14 protein-coding genes are annotated in these 16,174 nt (G+C 76.3%); 7 read left to right on the top strand and 7 right to left on the bottom strand.

Annotated elements, in window-relative coordinates; translation table 11 throughout:
- Nucleotides 1–123 precede the first annotated feature (123 nt).
- From KIN34_RS02895 to KIN34_RS02880, 4 genes are all read left to right on the top strand, one after another.
- Complete coding sequence (locus KIN34_RS02895; protein WP_214346401.1) at nucleotides 124–1,587, top strand: D-alanyl-D-alanine carboxypeptidase family protein; 1,464 nt, start codon at nucleotides 124–126, stop codon at nucleotides 1,585–1,587.
- A 41-nt stretch (nucleotides 1,588–1,628) separates the two neighbouring features.
- Nucleotides 1,629–2,612, top strand: coding sequence for an ATP-binding protein (locus tag KIN34_RS02890; RefSeq protein ID WP_214346399.1), 984 nt, complete (start codon nucleotides 1,629–1,631; stop codon nucleotides 2,610–2,612).
- Between the two features lie 85 nt (nucleotides 2,613–2,697).
- Nucleotides 2,698–3,135 (top strand): OsmC family peroxiredoxin, encoded by a 438-nt coding sequence (locus KIN34_RS02885; protein WP_214346397.1) that lies wholly within the window; start codon nucleotides 2,698–2,700, stop codon nucleotides 3,133–3,135.
- Nucleotides 3,136–3,359: 224 nt separating this feature from the next.
- Complete coding sequence (locus KIN34_RS02880; RefSeq protein ID WP_214346395.1) at nucleotides 3,360–6,293, top strand: FAD-binding and (Fe-S)-binding domain-containing protein; 2,934 nt, start codon at nucleotides 3,360–3,362, stop codon at nucleotides 6,291–6,293.
- A gap of 18 nt (nucleotides 6,294–6,311) precedes the next feature.
- On the opposite strand, the gene KIN34_RS02875 is transcribed toward KIN34_RS02880, so the two are convergent.
- Nucleotides 6,312–6,731 (bottom strand): MarR family winged helix-turn-helix transcriptional regulator, encoded by a 420-nt coding sequence (locus tag KIN34_RS02875; RefSeq protein WP_307858057.1) that lies wholly within the window; start codon nucleotides 6,729–6,731, stop codon nucleotides 6,312–6,314.
- A 102-nt stretch (nucleotides 6,732–6,833) separates the two neighbouring features.
- On the opposite strand from KIN34_RS02875, the gene KIN34_RS02870 reads away from it, so the two are divergent.
- Entirely contained in the window at nucleotides 6,834–8,708 is a 1,875-nt protein-coding gene (locus tag KIN34_RS02870; protein ID WP_214346391.1) for an ABC transporter ATP-binding protein, read from the top strand.
- Nucleotides 8,709–8,780: 72 nt separating this feature from the next.
- On the opposite strand, the gene KIN34_RS02865 is transcribed toward KIN34_RS02870, so the two are convergent.
- Entirely contained in the window at nucleotides 8,781–9,230 is a 450-nt protein-coding gene (locus tag KIN34_RS02865) for a pyridoxamine 5'-phosphate oxidase family protein (protein ID WP_214346389.1), read from the bottom strand.
- Between the two features lie 70 nt (nucleotides 9,231–9,300).
- On the opposite strand from KIN34_RS02865, the gene KIN34_RS02860 reads away from it, so the two are divergent.
- Nucleotides 9,301–9,612 (top strand): MTH1187 family thiamine-binding protein, encoded by a 312-nt coding sequence (locus KIN34_RS02860; RefSeq protein WP_214346387.1) that lies wholly within the window; start codon nucleotides 9,301–9,303, stop codon nucleotides 9,610–9,612.
- A 182-nt stretch (nucleotides 9,613–9,794) separates the two neighbouring features.
- Entirely contained in the window at nucleotides 9,795–11,348 is a 1,554-nt protein-coding gene (locus KIN34_RS02855) for a restriction system modified-DNA reader domain-containing protein (protein ID WP_214346385.1), read from the top strand.
- A gap of 52 nt (nucleotides 11,349–11,400) precedes the next feature.
- Here the strand turns inward: KIN34_RS02855 and KIN34_RS02850 are convergent, their stop codons facing one another.
- The 5 genes from KIN34_RS02850 to metX all read right to left on the bottom strand — a co-directional run bounded on the left by KIN34_RS02850 (nucleotide 11,401) and on the right by metX (nucleotide 16,146).
- A complete protein-coding gene (locus KIN34_RS02850) occupies nucleotides 11,401–12,414 on the bottom strand; it encodes an alpha/beta hydrolase (protein ID WP_307858056.1) in 1,014 nt (337 codons plus the stop codon).
- 9 nt (nucleotides 12,415–12,423) lie between these two features.
- On the bottom strand, nucleotides 12,424–13,380 hold the full coding sequence (locus KIN34_RS02845; protein ID WP_214346383.1) for a zinc-binding dehydrogenase: 957 nt from the start codon (nucleotides 13,378–13,380) through the stop codon (nucleotides 12,424–12,426).
- Nucleotides 13,381–13,434: 54 nt separating this feature from the next.
- Nucleotides 13,435–14,121 (bottom strand): DUF5995 family protein, encoded by a 687-nt coding sequence (locus tag KIN34_RS02840; RefSeq protein WP_214346381.1) that lies wholly within the window; start codon nucleotides 14,119–14,121, stop codon nucleotides 13,435–13,437.
- Nucleotides 14,122–14,194: 73 nt separating this feature from the next.
- The gene (locus tag KIN34_RS02835) at nucleotides 14,195–14,926 is read right to left on the bottom strand and encodes a maleylpyruvate isomerase N-terminal domain-containing protein (RefSeq protein WP_214346379.1); all 732 of its coding nucleotides are present in this window, start codon (nucleotides 14,924–14,926) and stop codon (nucleotides 14,195–14,197) included.
- Between the two features lie 38 nt (nucleotides 14,927–14,964).
- Complete coding sequence (metX, locus tag KIN34_RS02830; RefSeq protein WP_237689237.1) at nucleotides 14,965–16,146, bottom strand: homoserine O-acetyltransferase MetX; 1,182 nt, start codon at nucleotides 16,144–16,146, stop codon at nucleotides 14,965–14,967.
- Between the last annotated feature and the right edge of the window lie 28 nt (nucleotides 16,147–16,174).

Genomic DNA, 16,174 nt, shown 5'->3' with positions numbered 1-16,174 from the left:
CGGATCGGGCGGTCGGTTGCCCCGGGCTGTGAACAGGTCGTGTGAATCGGACACGCACTCCTCCCCAGAACGTTGACGCCGCCCCTCCGGGACGTCCGAGCCGGGTTCGTACCGTGGTACGCGATGACTGACGAGCCGCAGCGCCGGCGCACGTCCGGCGGCGGCCGCCATGCGGCCCCTCGCCGGTCGCGCGCCCCGCGCCCGACGACCAGCCCCCAGCACCCCGCCCGCTCCGTCCTGGGCCGGGCGCTCCCGACCAGCACCCCCGGCCGCGTGGCCCAGGGCGTGCTCGTCGTCGCGCTCGCCGGGTCGCTGGGCGGACTGGCCGCCCAGACGTCCGCCAGCGCGGACCCGCGCTCGGGCGAGCGGCTCGCCGCGCGCGCCGCCGTCGCGGACGCCGCGGTCGACGCCCTGACCGTCGCGCAGGCGGCGCAGCACACCGCGCAGGACGTCACCGTCGACGGGGACCAGGTCGCCGAGCTCGAGGCCGCGACCGCCGAGCTCCAGCACCTGCTGGCCCAGGCCGGCGTCGCCGACGTGAGCGAGCTCGGGGGCGACGCGTCGGCCGAGCAGACCGCGGACCCGGCGTCCGACCCGACGACCGAGTCGACCGCCGACCCGACCACGGAGCCGACCGCCGAGCCGACCACCGAGCCGACTGCGGACGCCGATGCCGAGCCGACCGACCCCGAGCCGACCGACCCCGAGCCGACCGATGCCGCGTCGGCCGCCGCCGAGGGGCTCCTGAGCGCGTCGGGCGACCGCGCGCTGACCACCGGGACGTCGTCGGACGAGCCGACGAGCGACGCGACGACCTCGTCGGACGAGCCGACGAGCGACCCGACCACCGAGCCGACGACCGACGCGTCCACCGAGCCGTCCACCGACGCGACGACCGACCCGTCGGCCGGGCCGACGGCGGACGGTGCCGCGCCCGAGGACGTCGTCGTGCCGCCCGTCTCCGGCGCGGAGGACGCGACCACCACGCGGCTGCGCGCCGCGCTGCAGCGCGTGGTCGAGCTGAGCGACGAGGTGCTGGACACCGCCGCCCAGGAGGTCGCCGACCGCGAGGCCGCGCAGGCCGCCGCGGAGGCGAAGGAGAAGGCCGCGCAGGAGGCCGCCGAGCAGGCCGCGAAGGAGAAGGCCGAGCAGGAGGCCGCCGAGCGCGCCGCCTGGAAGGAGTCCCTCCTCGGCTACCCGAACGGCCAGATCCCGTCCTCGGCGCTGTGCGCGGCGTCGTTCGACGAGAACGTCCTGCTCCGGTGCGACGCGACCGAGGACCTCGAGGCCCTCGACGAGGCGTACGCCGCGGAGTTCGGCGAGCATCTGACGATCACGGACTCCTACCGCTCGTACGCGGCGCAGGTCAGCTGCCGCGCGCGCAAGGGCTCGCTGTGCGCGGTGCCCGGCACCTCGAACCACGGCACCGGCACGGCGATCGACCTGGGCGGTGGCGCGCAGGGGTTCGGCACGCCCGAGTGGACGTGGCTGAGCGAGAACGCCGCGGAGTTCGGCTGGGAGCACCCCGACTGGGCGGAGCAGACCGGCAGCAAGCCCGAGCCGTGGCACTGGGAGTACACCCGCTGACGGAGCCCACCGCGAGGCCCCGTCGGCCCTAGCATCGGCACATGCCTGACCCGGGTCGTGACTGGCCGCTCGTCGGACGTGCCGCGGAGCTCGACGACCTCGAGACGCTGCTGACCGACGCCACGGACGCCGCTGGCGGCGTGGTGGTCCTCGAGGGCGAGGCGGGCGTGGGCCGCACGTCGCTGGTGGACGCGCTGCGCTCGGGTGCGCGGCTGCTGGGGATCGAGGACGCGGCCGGCCCGGGGAGCACCCGGATCGGTCCGCCGCCGGCGGACGGGCGCGCGCGGCTCGTCGTGCTGGAGGACCTCCAGGACTGGCCCGACGACGCGCTCGAGGCGCTGGCCGACGCGGCGCGCGAGGGCGTGCCGGCGCGCACGCTCGTCGTGCTCACGCTGCGTCCCGTGCCGCACCGCGACGGCGTGGTGCGCGTGGTCTCCGGCTGGACGCGCGCCGGTGCGCAGCACGTCGAGCTGCGCACGCTGCCGGCGGCCGCGGCCGCCGAGCTCGCCGAGGCGATCCTGGGCGCGAGCCTCGGTCCGTCGCTCCGCGGCGCGGTCGCGACCGCCGGCGGGAACCCGCGGTTCGTCGTCGACGTGGTGACCGCCGCACGGGACGCCGGGGCGCTCGCCCCGGTCGAGGGCGGCATCGACGCCGTGGTGCTCGGCTGGCGCGCGGTGGTCGAGCAACGGGTCCGGGGGCGCCTGGACTACCTGGACGACGAGGTGCTCGCACTGCTCGCGGTCGCGTCCGTGCTCGGGGTCTCGTTCGTGGTGGTCGACCTCGCGGTGGTCGTGGGGCAGCCCGTGCCGGAGGTGTGGCGCACGCTGCGGCACGCGCTCGCGGCGGGCGTGGTGCAGGCGCGCGGCGACCGGCTGGTCTTCCGGCACGACGTGGTGCGCGCCGCGCTGTACGGCGGGCTCGCGCCCGACGAGCGGCGCGGGCTGCACGCCCGCGCGGCCACGACGCTGCGCGACGCGGGCGCGCCGCAGGCCGTCGTCGCGACCCATCTCGAGCGCGCGCGCTGACGCGCGCGGGCGGCGCGACCTGCCTAGCGTGGTGACGAGTCTCCCGGGCGAACCGCGCCCGGGTCCCCGCACGAAGGAGCAGCACATGCCCACGCGCAGCGCAACGACCGCCTGGACCGGTGGACTGCAGGACGGCAGCGGCCGCGTCGAGCTCACGAGCTCCGGCGCCGGCGGGTTCGACGTCTCGTTCCCGCGCCGCGCCGCCGACGAGGCCGGCGGCGTGACCAGCCCCGAGGAGCTGATCGCCGCGGCGCACTCGTCCTGCTACGCCATGCAGCTCTCGGCGCTGCTGGCCGAGGCCGGCGGCACGCCCCGCTCGCTCGACGTCAGCGCCGACGTGACGCTGCGGCCGGACCCCGCGGGCGGCTTCCAGATCTCGCAGATCGCGCTGTCGGTCCGCGGCGAGGTCGACGGCCTGGACGACGAGGGCTTCCGCACCGCCGCCGAGGCCGCGAAGGCGACCTGCCCGGTGAGCAAGGCGCTCACGGGCACGTCCATCACGCTGGACGCCGCCCTGGCCTGACCCGCCCTCGCCCGGTCCGCGCTCGCCCGGGACGGCGCTCGCCCGGTACGGCGCGAGCGCTCCCGTCCGCGCGCGAGCGCTACCCCTCCGGGGTGGCGCTCGCGCCGTACCGGGGGCGCTCGGCAGAAGAGGGCGGGGTGATGCGGGTGAGGAGTCCGCCGGCCGGGCGTCCGGTCCGCGGGAGGTCCCGAGGGGCACCCGGGGCGGGGTGCGAGGATGCCCCCGTGACTGCCCTGGCCGACGAGAACCGTGTGGGGACCGACGTCGTCGCCGCGCTGCGGTCCGCCGTGCGGGGGGCGGTCGACGATTCCACGCGCCGCCGGGCCGAGTACTCGACCGACGCGTCGAACTACCGGGTGGTGCCGCAGGTCGTCGTCTTCCCGCAGGACCCCGACGACGTCGAGGCGGCGCTGGCCGTCGCGCGCGAGGCGGGCGTGCCGATCACCTCCCGCGGCGGCGGCACCTCGGTCGCGGGCAACGCGGTCGGCCCGGGCGTGGTCCTGGACTTCTCGCGGCACGTCAACCGGATCCTCGAGCTCGACCCGGAGACGCGCACCGCCCGCGTCGAGCCGGGCGTGGTCATGGCCGCGGTGCAGAAGGCCGCGGCACCCCACGGGCTGCGGTTCGGGCCGGACCCGTCGACGTGGACCCGCGCCACGCTCGGCGGGATGATCGGCAACAACGCCTGCGGCCCGCGCGCCGTGGCCTACGGCCGCACCGCGGACAACGTGCTCGCGCTCGACCTGGTCGACGGCACGGGCCGCCGGGTCGCCGCCCGCGCGGGCGCGGGAGCCCTCGACGCGGTCCCCGGCCTGGGCGACCTGGTGCGCGGCAACCTGGACCTGCTGCGCACCGAGCTCGGCCGGTTCGGCCGCCAGGTCTCCGGCTACTCGCTCGAGCACCTGCTGCCGGAGAACGGCACCGACCTCGCCAAGGCGCTCGTCGGCACCGAGGGCACGGTCGGCACGCTCCTCGAGGCGACCGTCCGGCTGGTCCCCGTGGCCGCCGCGCCCGTGCTCGTCGTGCTCGGCTACCCGGACATGCCCGCCGCCGCCGACGCGGTGCCCGCGCTGCTGGCGCACCGGCCCATCGCGATCGAGGGCATGGACGCGCGCCTGGTCGACGTGGTGCGGCGCGTGCGTGGCGCGTCCGCGGTGCCGGACCTGCCGCCCGGTGCGGGCTGGCTCATGGTCGAGGTGGGGGGCGAGACCCTCGACGAGGCGATGGAGCGGGCGGGTGCGCTCGCGGCCGACTCCGGCACCACCGCCGTCGGGCTGTTCCCGCCGGGGCCGCAGGCGACCGCCATGTGGCGCATCCGCGAGGACGGTGCGGGCCTCGGCGGACGCACCCCCTCGGGCGAGCAGGCGTGGCCCGGGTTCGAGGACTCGGCGGTGCCGCCCGAGCGGCTGGGCGCCTACCTGCGCGAGCTCGAGGCGCTCATGGCGCGGCACCGCGTGGACGGGCTCGCGTACGGGCACTTCGGTGACGGATGCGTGCACCTGCGGCTCGACATCCCGCTCGAGCGCTCCGGCGACGCGCTGCGGTCCTTCATGACCGATGCCGCGCACCTGGTCGCGGCGCACGGCGGGTCGCTGTCCGGCGAGCACGGCGACGGCCGCGCGCGCTCCGAGCTGCTGCCCGTCATGTACTCCGAGCGTGCGATCGAGGTGTTCGGCGCGTTCAAGTCGCTGTTCGACCCGCGGGACCTGCTCAACCCCGGGGTCCTGGTGCGGCCGCGGGCGATCGACGCGGACCTGCGCCGGCCCGCCGCGCGCCCGGTCCTGGCCACCACGGGCTTCGCCTTCCCCCACGACTCCGGCGACCTGACGACCGCCGTGCACCGCTGCGTCGGCGTGGGCAAGTGCCGCGCGGACTCGACCGCCGCCGGTGGCTTCATGTGCCCGTCGTACCTGGCGACGAAGGACGAGAAGGACTCCACGCGCGGCCGCGCCCGCGTGCTGCAGGAGATGGCGAACGGCACGCTCGTCTCGCAGGGCTGGTCCTCGCCCGAGGTGCACGAGGCGCTCGACCTGTGCCTGAGCTGCAAGGCGTGCTCGTCGGACTGCCCGGCGGGCGTCGACATGGCGACCTACAAGGCGGAGGTGCTCCACCAGACCTACCGTCGCAAGCTGCGCCCGATGAACCACTACGCCCTCGGTTGGCTGCCGCGCTGGGCGCGGCTCGTCACCGGGCTGCCGGGCCTGGCCGCGCTCACCAACGCGGTGCTCGGCCTCCGGCCCGTCGCGAAGCTGGTGCTCGCGGGCGGCGGCATGGACACCCGCCGGCGCATGGTCACCTTCGCGCGGGAGCCGTTCCGGACGTGGGTCCGACGAGACGGCGCGGACCAGGTCTCGGTCACGCCGAGCTCGCGCGCGGACGACCAGCCGCTGCCGGCCGAGCCCGCGCGGCCGCGCGTGCTGCTGTGGACCGACTCGTTCAGCGACGCGCTCGCCCCGTCGGTGGCCAAGGCCGCCGTCACCGTGCTCCGCGACGCCGGCTACGAGGTGCTGGTCCCGGACCACCAGGCGTGCTGCGGCCTCACCTGGATCAGCACGGGGCAGCTCGAGGGCGCCCGGCACCAGCTCGAGCACCTGCTCGAGGTGCTGGGCCCGTTCGCGGTCAACGGGATCCCGATCGTCGGGCTCGAGCCGTCGTGCACGGCCGTGCTGCGCTCGGACCTGCAGGACCTGCTGCCCGACGACCCGCGCGCCGTGGCCGTCGCGCGGGAGACCCGCACGCTCGCCGAGCTGCTCACCGCACCCGCGCCGATCGGCCCCGGCGACCGCTGGCAGGTGCCCGACCTCTCGGACGTCACCGCCGTGGTGCAGCCGCACTGCCACCACTACTCCGTGATGACGTGGACCGCGGACCGCCGCCTGCTCACCGAGGCGGGCGCGCAGTTCTCCGCGCTCGCGGGCTGCTGCGGGCTCGCCGGCAACTTCGGGATGGAGAAGGGGCACTACGACGTGTCGGTCGCGGTGGCCGAGAGCTCGCTGCTCCCGGCGCTGCGCGCCGCCGCCCCGGGCGACGTCTACCTCGCGGACGGCTACTCCTGCCGCACCCAGGCGGACCAGCTCGCCGACGTCCAGGGCGTCCACCTCGCCGAGCTGCTCGCGGCCCACCTCCCGACGGCCGGGGCGACGACGCCCGGCGCCTGACCGGACGCGGGCGGGTGCTCAGCCCTGCCCGGCGACGACCCGCAGCAGGCGCAGCAGCTCGGCCTGCTCCGCGCTCGAGAGCCGCGTGAGGCGTGCCGCCACGTGCTCGTGCCGTCGGTGCGCCGACTCGGCGAGCAGCGCGTGCCCGGCGGGCGTCAGCTCCACGAGGGTCGCGCGCCGGTCGGTCGGGTCGGGCAGGCGCCGCACCAGGCCGTCGCTCTCCGCGGTGTCCACCTTCGACGTCACCGAGCGGGGCGCGACGCCGAGCGCCTCCGCCAGCGCGCCGGGCCGCTGCGCGCAGCCGCACGCCGCCAGCGTCCGCAGGAAGCGCAGCTGCCCCGGCGCCCCCGGACCGGACTCGCGCCGGACCGCGTGGAGGATCGCGTAGACGAGCTCCAGCAGCTCGGCGGAAGCATCGGGCTCGGCCTCGGTGTTCACACCGCAGAGGGTAGCGCGACTGGTGAGCAACCCACATAGTGAGTTAACCTCACTACTTGCCAGCACACGCGCCGACCCCCGGGCGCACGCAAGGAGCGACAGATGTACGAGTCGATGCGCGGCTTCGCGCGGGACCGCGCGGTCCGCGAGCACAGGCTGACCCGCCAGACCCTGCGCCGGATCCTGGCGTTCGCCCGCCCGTACCGGGGCCGGCTCGTGGTCTTCGTCGTGCTCATCGCGCTCGAGGCCGCCGCGGGTGCGGTGACGCCGCTGCTGTTCCAGACGCTGATCGACGACGGCATCACCGCCGGCGACACGCGGCTCGTCGTGGGTGTCGCCGCGGCGGTCGCCGTCCTGGCGCTCGTCGGCGCCGGCCTCTCGGTCGCCGACCGGTGGGTGTCCTCGCAGGTGGGCGAGGGGCTGATCCTGGACCTGCGGACCGCGGTCTTCGACCACGTGCAGCGGATGCCGCTCGCGTTCTTCAGCCGGGCCAAGACGGGCGCGCTGGTGCAGCGCCTCAACGGCGACGTCCTCGGTGCCCAGCAGGCCTTCACCAGCACGCTCCAGAACGTGGTCAGCAACGCGCTGACCGTCGTGTTCGTCCTCGCGGCGATGCTCACCATGTCCTGGCAGCTGACGCTGCTCAGCCTCGTGCTGCTGCCCGCGTTCGTCCTGCCCGCCCGCTGGTTCGGCCGGAGGATCGCCGCGATCACCCGGGAGAGCTACGAGCTCAACGCGGACGCCGCGCAGATGATGAACGAGCGGTTCAACGTCGCCGGCGCGCACCTGGTGAAGATCTTCGGCGACCCCGAGCGGGAGTCCGCCGCGTACGCCGGGCAGGCGGGCCGCGTCCGCGACATCGGCGTCCGGCGCGCCCTGTACTCGACGTGGTTCCGCGTCGGCCTGACCACGCTCGCCAGCGTCGCCGTCGCGATCGTCTACGGCGTCGGTGGCGTCATGGCCGTCCGCGGCGAGCTCACCGTGGGCGTCGTGGTCGCGCTCACCGCCTACCTCGGCCGGCTGTACGGGCCGCTCACCGCGATGTCCAACGTCCAGGTCGACGTCATGACCGCCCTGGTCAGCTTCGAGCGCGTGCTCGAGGTGCTGGACCTGGAACCGACCGTCGCGGAGCGGCCCGACGCGGTGGACCTGCGCGCCGCGACGGCTGCCCGCGGGGCGAGTGTCGAGCTCGACGCCGTCGGGTTCCGCTACCCCGGGGCCGACGAGGTCTCGCTCGCGTCCCTCGAGTCGGTGGCGACCCTGGGGCACGAGCCGGTCGACGACACCCTGCGCGACGTGAGCCTGACGGTCCCCGCCGGGCACATGGTCGCGCTCGTCGGTCACTCCGGTGCGGGCAAGACGACGATCTCCCAGCTGGTCACGCGCATGTACGACCCGACGCGCGGCGCGGTGCGGATCGCCGGCACGGACCTGCGCGACGTCACGCACGCGTCGCTGCGTGCGACGGTCGGCGTCGTGAGCCAGGAGGCCCACCTGTTCCACGACACCATCGCGGAGAACCTGCGCTACGCGCGCCCGGAGGCGACCGACGCGGACATCGAGCGCGCGCTGCGCCAGGCGCACGTGCTCGACCTCGTCCGGAGCCTGCCGGAGGGCATCGACACGGTCGTCGGCGACCGCGGGTACCGGCTCTCGGGTGGCGAGCGCCAGCGGCTCGCGATCGCGCGGCTCCTGCTCAAGGCGCCCGACGTCGTGGTGCTCGACGAGGCCACGGCCCACCTCGACTCCGAGTCCGAGGCCGCCGTGCAGGCGGCGCTCGACGAGGCGCTCTCCGGCCGGACGAGCATCGTCATCGCGCACCGCCTCTCCACGGTCCGGCAGGCGGACTCGATCGTCGTGGTCCAGGACGGCCGCGTGGTCGACCAGGGCACGCACGCCGATCTCCTCGCCCGCGGAGGCCTGTACGCCGAGCTGTACCGGACCCAGTTCGAGGGCAGCGCCAGCGCGGCCGCGTGACCGGCGCCCGTCGCTCAGCCCGCGTCGGTCCCGCAGTCGGTCCCACAGTCAGTCCCGCGGTCAGTCCCGCAGTCAGTCCCTCTCGACGCGGGTCACGCCGCGCCCGGGGTGCCACGACGTGACGACGAGCCGACGCGCGGCCTCGTCGAGCCCCGTGTGCACGACCTCGCGCACGTCCAGCCAGAAGTAGGCGCCGGGCGGCCCGTCCTCCGGGCGCGGCGCGGGCTCCAGGACGCCCGCGAGCTTCGCGTCCCCGGCCCACTGCTGCATGTCCGACGGCGGCTCGAGCGTGGGCGAGTGCAGCGCGACCCGCGGGTCCCGCGTCACGTCGAGGAGCTTCCTGGAGCCCGGCATCATCCCCAGCGTCACGTCGTCGCCGAGCTCGCACTCCGTCGCCGAGATCCGCGGCGACCCGTCGGCGCGCAGCGTCGCCAGGGTCTTGTTGGTCCCCGCCGTGAACACCGCACGCGCCAGGGCGGCGAGGTCCGGCGCCTCCGCCGCCACGTCCTTCCACCGAGTCATCCCGTGATCAGACACCCGACCACCGACACGGCACGTTGCGCCGGCGCGACCCGTCGACCAGAGTCGAGCCATGCTCGTCGCCTTCTCCGTCTCCCCGCTCGGCTCCGGCGAGTCCGTCTCGGAGGCCGTCGCGGACGCGGTGCGCATCGTCCGCGAGTCCGGCCTGCCGAACCGGACCGACGCGATGTTCACCACCCTCGAGGGCGAGTGGGACGAGGTGATGGACGTCGTCCGCCGCGCCACGGAGGCGGTCGGCCGCCACGGCAACCGCGTGAGCCTGGTGCTCAAGGCGGACATCCGGCCAGGTCGCACGGGTGAGCTGACGGGCAAGGTGGACCGGGTCGAGGCGGCGCTGCGGCCGGATCCCGCCGGCGAGGCCTGAGCCCCGTCACCCGGACGCGCCGCCGGCGGCCGTCCAGCGCGGTGAGGGTCGGCTGACGGCAACCCGGACGGCGGACAGACCGGGCGCTCCGGACGTGGGAGAGTGTGGGCGCGCGAAATCGCGCCGTCGGACGGCCGGCCGCGTCGGACCGCGCACGACCAGAGGAAAGGGCTGGGAACCGGATGCCGATCTTCGAGCTCGACGAGGGCCGCCCGCGCCTCGTCCAGCCGATGCAGCCGCTCCCCGGCTCGTTCGCGAGCGACTGCGCGTCGCTCCTGACGCACCATCTCAGCGCGATCGCCGGCGAGCCGCTGTTCCCGGTCCGCCGCCGCTCGGACGCACCCGAGCACGCGGACCTGCCCGAGCTGCTGGCGCTGGACCCGACGGGTCGCGTGGTGGTGATCGAGGTGGTCCAGGTGCTCGACGACGACGCCGTCGTCGCCTCCCTGCGGCACGCGGGCGGTGCCGCGCGGATGACCGCGACCGACCTCGCGCGCTCGTACCACGCGGACCCGGACCGCTTCGCGGTGGACTTCGCGGCGTTCCGGGACCAGGTCGCGTTCGGCATGACCTCGAGCCGCCGCGAGGGCGTGCGGCTCCTGGTGCTGTGCTCGGAGGTCGCGCCGGAGGCCGGTGACACCCTCGGCTACCTGCGCGGCCCCGGCCGGCACGTCGACATCCTCCAGCTCGGCGTCGTCCGCGGCGTCGACGACCGCCGGCTGCTCGAGGTCTCGCCGCTCGCGCGGCACGAGACGGTGCGCCGGCCCGTGGAGCCCACCGCGCTGCGCCTGGTCCGCTCGAGCGAGGCGTCGTTCGCGACCGCGATGGCCTACGAGGGCGAGCGGCGCCGCCCGCCGGCTCCCCACCCCGGCCAGCACCCCACCGCGGGCACGGCCCCCGGTCTGCCCTCGTCGTCCGCGTTCCCCTCGGCGCCCGGGCGCCCGGCCGCGACCAGCGGACCGGCCCGCCCGGACCAGCTCCCGGACCTCCCGACGAGCGTGCCGGTGAACGCCACGCACGCCGGTCTGCCGTACCCGTCGGCCGGCCGGCCCGCGGCGCCGCCCGAGAACCGGCCCTCGCACCCCGAGCCGCCCCGCACGGGTCGCCAGCCCGCGGTTCCGCCCGCCGCGCCCCCTGTTCCTCCCCCCGCCGCCCGCCCCGTGCCTTCTCCCGCCGCCCGCCCTGTCACGGCGAGCGCCGACGTCGCGGGTGAGCCGGTCGCGAGCACGCGCACGCGTCAGGTCCCGGCCGTGGGGACGTCGCCGGCGCCCGGCGCCGCGCCGCACCCGGCGCCGGGTGCCCGGGCGACCACCACGGAGCCCGTCGCCGCAGTGCCCGTCGCCGCAGTGCCCGTCGCCGCAGTGCCCGTCGCCGAGGTGCCCGTTGCCGGCGCGCCCGTGGCCGAGGAGCCGCCGGCTGGGGTGGTCGCCGACGAGGTGCCGGAGCAGCGGCACGAGCCCCGCGGCCTGCCCTACCCCGAGCTCGCCATCGTCGCGAAGCAGCGCCGGGCCCTGGCGACGCTCGTCTGGCTGCGCGAACGCCGCAACCAGCGCGTCGTCGCGACGCTGCGCCACGACGGGCTGATCGAGCTCGTGGACGGCCGCACGTTCGTCGAGCCCGGCGACGCCGCGGCGGCCGCGATCGGGTCCACCGCGGAGATCGACGGCTGGCGCTCGTGGCGCCTGGGCGACGGCGGCCCGACGCTGGCGGAGGCGACCGGCCGCACCGGTCTCTGATCCCGGTCGCGACCAGGAGCGGGCAAGCCAGGTCAGGTCAGGTCAGGTCAGGTCAGGTCCATGCGTACGCGGTGGACCAGCGGTCGAGCTCGGCGTAGAACCGTGCGCGCACGTCGGGTGCGGACAGCGTCAGGTCGTGCACGCCGCCGCGCACGCGCACCACCGTCACGGTGGGCCCCAGCTGTACCGCCCGCCGCGCGAGCAGCTCGACGTCGAGCACCACGTCGGAGGTCCGCATCGCCTCGCTCCAGCGGGGGCTGATGAGCGAGTGGGTCGACGCGGCCATGAGGATCGGCACGTCCACGTGCAGGCCGCGCGCGACCAGGGCGTGCCCCGTCATCACGGCGGCGAGCCAGCCCGCGCGCACGGGGAACGACGGGGTCGGCCGCCAGCGCTCGTCGAACGTCCACTCGCCGCCGGACGCGGCGGACACGGTGCGGCTGTAGAACCCGGGGTCCACGTTCGGCAGCGCGACCTTGGGCTGGAACCGGGCGATCTGCGCGATGGCCGGGCTGCTGACGTGCCGCAGGAGCCCCGACCCCTGGAGCTCGAGCCAAGGGCTGGTGAGCACGATCCCGCTGATCTGCCCGGGGTGCCGGTCCGCCCACAGGCTGACCACGAGCCCGCCGGTGGAGTGCCCCATCGGCATGATCCGCACGTGGGCGCCGAGGTCGGCCCGGATCGCGTCGAGCGCGGCGGCGAGCTCCTCGTCGTACACGACGAGGTCGTCGACGTACCCGGGCGTCTGGTGGTCGCGCAGGGAGCGCCCGTACTTGCGCAGGTCGAGCGCGTAGAACGCGACGCCCCGGGCGTCCCAGTGCTCGGCGAGCTCGGTCTGGAAGAAGTAGTCGGACCACCCGTGCACGTACAGCAGGGCCCGCGCGGGGCGCAGCGCCTCGTCCCGCGGGGGTCGGTAGCGGACCAGGCTCGCGACGACCTCGCCCTCGTCGTCGTCGGCGAGCGGCAGCGTCCGGACCTCGTAGCCCGGCCCGAGCACGTCGGGCGCCCAGCCGTCCTCCGCCGCGGGCGGCACCCACGCGGGGGCCGCGAGCGTCTCCTCGGTCACGCCGCCCCCTCAGGTCGTCAGCACGATCTTGCCGAACTGCGTGCCGGCCGCGAGCCGTGCGAGCGCGGCCCGCGCGTCGGCCAGCGGGTACGTCGCGTCGACGAGCGGGCGCACCCCCGTGCGGGCGAGGAACGCCAGGAGCTGCTCGAGGTCCTGCTTCGAGCCCATGGTCACGCCGCGCACCGTGATCTCCTGGAAGAACAGGCGCGTGAGCTCGGCGGCGTCCGGGTCGCCGGACGTCGCACCCGCCACGACGACGGTGCCGCCGGGACGCACCGAGCGCATGGAGTGGGACCACGTGGCGCGGCCGACGGTCTCCAGCACCAGGTCCGCGCGGGGCACCCGCGCCCCGCTCTCCACCGCCGCCGCGGCACCCAGGCGCAGCGCGCGCTCACGGCGCTCCGCGTCCCGCGAGGTGACGACCACCTCGAGCCCCGCCGCCGCGCCCAGCAGCACCGCGGCGGTCGCGACCCCGCCCCCGGCGCCCTGCACCAGGACGCGCTGGCCGGGCACCGCGCCGCCCGTGGTGAACAGCATCCGGTACGCGGTGAGCCAGGCGGTCGGCAGGCACGCCGCCTCGACGAACGACAGCTCCGCGGGCTTGTCGACCAGGTTCCACGTGGGCACCGCGACGCGCTCCGCGAGCGTCCCCGGGTACCGCTCGGACAGCAGCGAACGCGGCTCGTCCGGTCCCACGCCATGCCCCGACGGCCCGCCGACCACGCCGTGCACCACGACCTCGCGCCCGTCGACCACGCCCGCCGCGTCGGTCCCCAGCACCATCGGCAGCTGCTCGGCGCGCAGCCCCACGCCGCGCAGCGACCACAGGTCGTGGTGGTTGAGCGCGGCGGCGCGCACGTCCACCACGGACCAGTGCGCGGGCGCCACGGGCTCGGGCACCTCCCCGACCTCGAGTCCCGCGAGCGGGTCGTCGGACGAGAGCTCACGTACCCAGGCCGCGATCACAGCGTCACGTTACCCACGCGCGCCCACGCGCGCGGCCGGGTGGCGCGCCGCCCGTCAGGAGACGACCGTGAGGAGCTGGCGCCCGACGAGCCCGACGGTGCGGGCCAGCGCGTCCCGGGCGGCCGCGGCGACGAACCCGAGGTCCCGCACGTTCCACAGCACCAGGGCCTGTGCCCAGGCCGCGTCGCGCGCCTTGTCGATCGAGAACGACGAGACCAGGTCCGCCAGCGGCGACAGCGGCGCGCCCACGCGCACGACGTGCTCGTCGAGGAACGACTGCCGCACGGGCCGCACCACCTCCGCGAGCACGTCGTTGACGCGCTCGAAGTCGGCGTGGACGCCCGGGCTCGTCGGGGCGAGGCCGCGCGCCTCGCACGTCTCGACCAGCGCGAGCGCCAGGTCGTGGTTGATGTGCGCGTTCATCCCCGCGAGCGCGAACTGCACCGGCCAGATGCCGCGCGTCGCCCGCCGCTCGACCACCGGTGCCCAGGCCCGGCTCACCTCGCGCCGAGCGGCCAGGTCCCGGGGGACGTCGAGGAACAGCGACGCGAACCGCACGTCGAGGTCCTCGACGAACGCCGGGTCCGTGAACGTGCCGTCCGTGACGCGCAGCGCGACGAGCGCCGTCACCCGGCGGTACACGTCGCAGAACACGCCCAGGCCGTCGTCGCGCGACCACGCGGCCCGCTCGTCGTCCATGGCGGCCACGACCCGCCCGATCGCCACCGACCCCTGCACCATGGCCCTACTGTCCTCGCGCGGCGCGGTCACGGGAAGGCTGAACCGGGCGCGGCGGGGCCTCGCCCGGCTGGGGCTAGAGGACCGGGAGCATGCGCCCCAGGTCCGGCACCGCGTCGCCCGTCCAGTGCGGGTGCAGCGCGGCCGTGAGCTCCTCCACGTGGTACGGCGTGCGGCCGGCGGCGAGGCGCACCCACCGGCGCGCGTCGGCGATCTCGAGGTCCCAGCCGCCGCGGGCCACGACGATCGTGAGCAGCTCGCGCGCGACGAGGTCGAGCGCGCCGGGATCCACGGGGTCGGGCCCCGCGCCGGCGCCGGGCACGCGGTGCGCGGAGCGGTGCAGGTCGTCGGCGTGCACGACGAGCTCGGCGACCCGGGACACCGTCATCGTGGACAGCCGCACGGGGCCGCGGCGGGCCTGGACCACGGGGTCGGCGCCGGCCGGCCCGGCCAGCTCGTCGAGGACCGCGAACGCGGCGGCGGCGCGCGCGTCGACCCACGCGAGCGGGTCGCCCGCGGCCTGCGCCGCGAGCTCGCGCGTCCGCGCCGCGACGTCGTCGGACCGGCCCCCGTAGGTGCCCAGGTACTCGGCCAGCGTCAGCGGGACCGTCCCCTCCGGCAGCGGCACGCACGCCGCGAGCGCGTCCATCGCGCGGCCGAGGTGGGCGACGAGCTCCGCGACGGTCCCGCCCTCGAGGACGGACGGGGTGGCGCCCGCGGTGTCGTCGACGACCTCGGCGACCCAGCCGCGGAGGCGGGCCCACTGGGCGCGCAGGGCGGTGCGCGCCTCGGACGTCGTCGCGGTCATGCGTCCATGGTGCCCGACGGCCGCCACGGCGCGCGGGCTCAGGGCCGGGTGCGGACCAGCTCGCCCAGGAAGTCGGCGACGTGCGCGCCCACCTGGTCCGCCTCGATGAGGAAGCCGTCGTGCCCGTAGTCGGAGTGCACCACGCGCACGGGACCGGCGCCCGGCACGTGCTCGGCGATGCGCTCGGACTGGGCGACCGGGAACAGCCGGTCGGTGTCGACCGCGATCACCAGGCCGCGCGCGGTGACCTGGCTGAGCGCGTTGTCGACGCCGCCGCGGTCGCGGCCCAGGTCGTGGGTGATCATCGAGCGGGTCAGCGTCACGTAGGTGTTCGCGTCGAAGCGCCGGGCGAGCTTGTCGCCGTGGTGCTCGAGGTAGGACTGCACGGCGAACCGCCCGCCCTCGAGCGGGTCCTCGGCGCCCTGGGGGATGCGGCCGAACCGCGCGTCGAGCTCGTACGCCGAGCGGTAGCTCTGGTGCGCGATCTGCCGGGCGAGGCCCAGGCCGAGGTGCGGCCCCTCGCCGTCGGGCGCGTCGTAGTAGTCCCCGCCGCGGAAGCCGGGGTCGGCGTGGATCGCGGACAGCTGCGTGTGGAAGTTGGCGATCTGGTCGCCCGACGTCTGCGCGGCGGTCGCGATGGCCGCGAACGCGTCGACGCGCTGCGGCTCGGACGCCGCCCACTCGAGCACGCGCAGGCCGCCCATGGACGCGCCGATCACGAGCGCCCACGTGCGGATGCCGAGCAGGTCCGCGAGCCGCACCTCGGCCGCGACCTGGTCGCGCACCGACACGCGCGGGAACCGGCTGCCCCACGGCCGTCCGTCGGGCGCGGGCGAGGACGGTCCGGTGGACCCCTGGCAGCCGCCCAGGACGTTCGGGGCGACGACGAACCAGCGGTCGGTGTCGATCGGCGCGCCCGGCCCGACCATCGACTCCCACCAGCCCGGCGTCGGGTGGCCCTCGCCCGCGGGACCCGTGACGTGCGAGTCGCCGGTCAGCGCGTGCAGCACCAGGACGGCGTTGGAGCCGTCGGGAGCGAGCTCGCCCCACGTCTCGTACGCCAGGCGCACGGCGGGCAGCCGGCCGCCCGACTCGAGCGCGAACGGACCCAGGTCGGCGAACTGCCGGCGGCCGACGGGGTCGCCCTCGCGCCAGGCCGACGAGGCCGGCGTGGCGGCGCGCTGCGCCACCGGGACCCGGCTCGCACGCGTGCTGGCCAGGGCCCGGGCGGGCGTGAAGGCGGGGGAC

Source organism: Cellulomonas fulva (assembly GCF_018531375.1).
GTDB classification, from domain to species: domain Bacteria; phylum Actinomycetota; class Actinomycetes; order Actinomycetales; family Cellulomonadaceae; genus Cellulomonas; species Cellulomonas fulva.
The sequence above is the reverse complement of the archived record's forward strand: the minus strand, read 5'-3'. Positions and strand labels throughout refer to the sequence as shown.

Bases quoted from the DNA above. Each gene is read 5' to 3' on its own strand.
- KIN34_RS02895 (WP_214346401.1), top strand. From the start codon at position 124: ATGACTGACGAGCCGCAGCGCCGGCGCACGTCCGGCGGCGGCCGCCAT.
- KIN34_RS02865 (WP_214346389.1), bottom strand. From the start codon at position 9,230: ATGACTCGGTGGAAGGACGTGGCGGCGGAGGCGCCGGACCTCGCCGCC.
- KIN34_RS02840 (WP_214346381.1), bottom strand. From the start codon at position 14,121: ATGGTGCAGGGGTCGGTGGCGATCGGGCGGGTCGTGGCCGCCATGGAC.
- KIN34_RS02890 (WP_214346399.1), top strand. From the start codon at position 1,629: ATGCCTGACCCGGGTCGTGACTGGCCGCTCGTCGGACGTGCCGCGGAG.
- KIN34_RS02835 (WP_214346379.1), bottom strand. From the start codon at position 14,926: ATGACCGCGACGACGTCCGAGGCGCGCACCGCCCTGCGCGCCCAGTGG.
- KIN34_RS02860 (WP_214346387.1), top strand. From the start codon at position 9,301: ATGCTCGTCGCCTTCTCCGTCTCCCCGCTCGGCTCCGGCGAGTCCGTC.
- KIN34_RS02885 (WP_214346397.1), top strand. From the start codon at position 2,698: ATGCCCACGCGCAGCGCAACGACCGCCTGGACCGGTGGACTGCAGGAC.
- KIN34_RS02870 (WP_214346391.1), top strand. From the start codon at position 6,834: ATGTACGAGTCGATGCGCGGCTTCGCGCGGGACCGCGCGGTCCGCGAG.
- KIN34_RS02855 (WP_214346385.1), top strand. From the start codon at position 9,795: ATGCCGATCTTCGAGCTCGACGAGGGCCGCCCGCGCCTCGTCCAGCCG.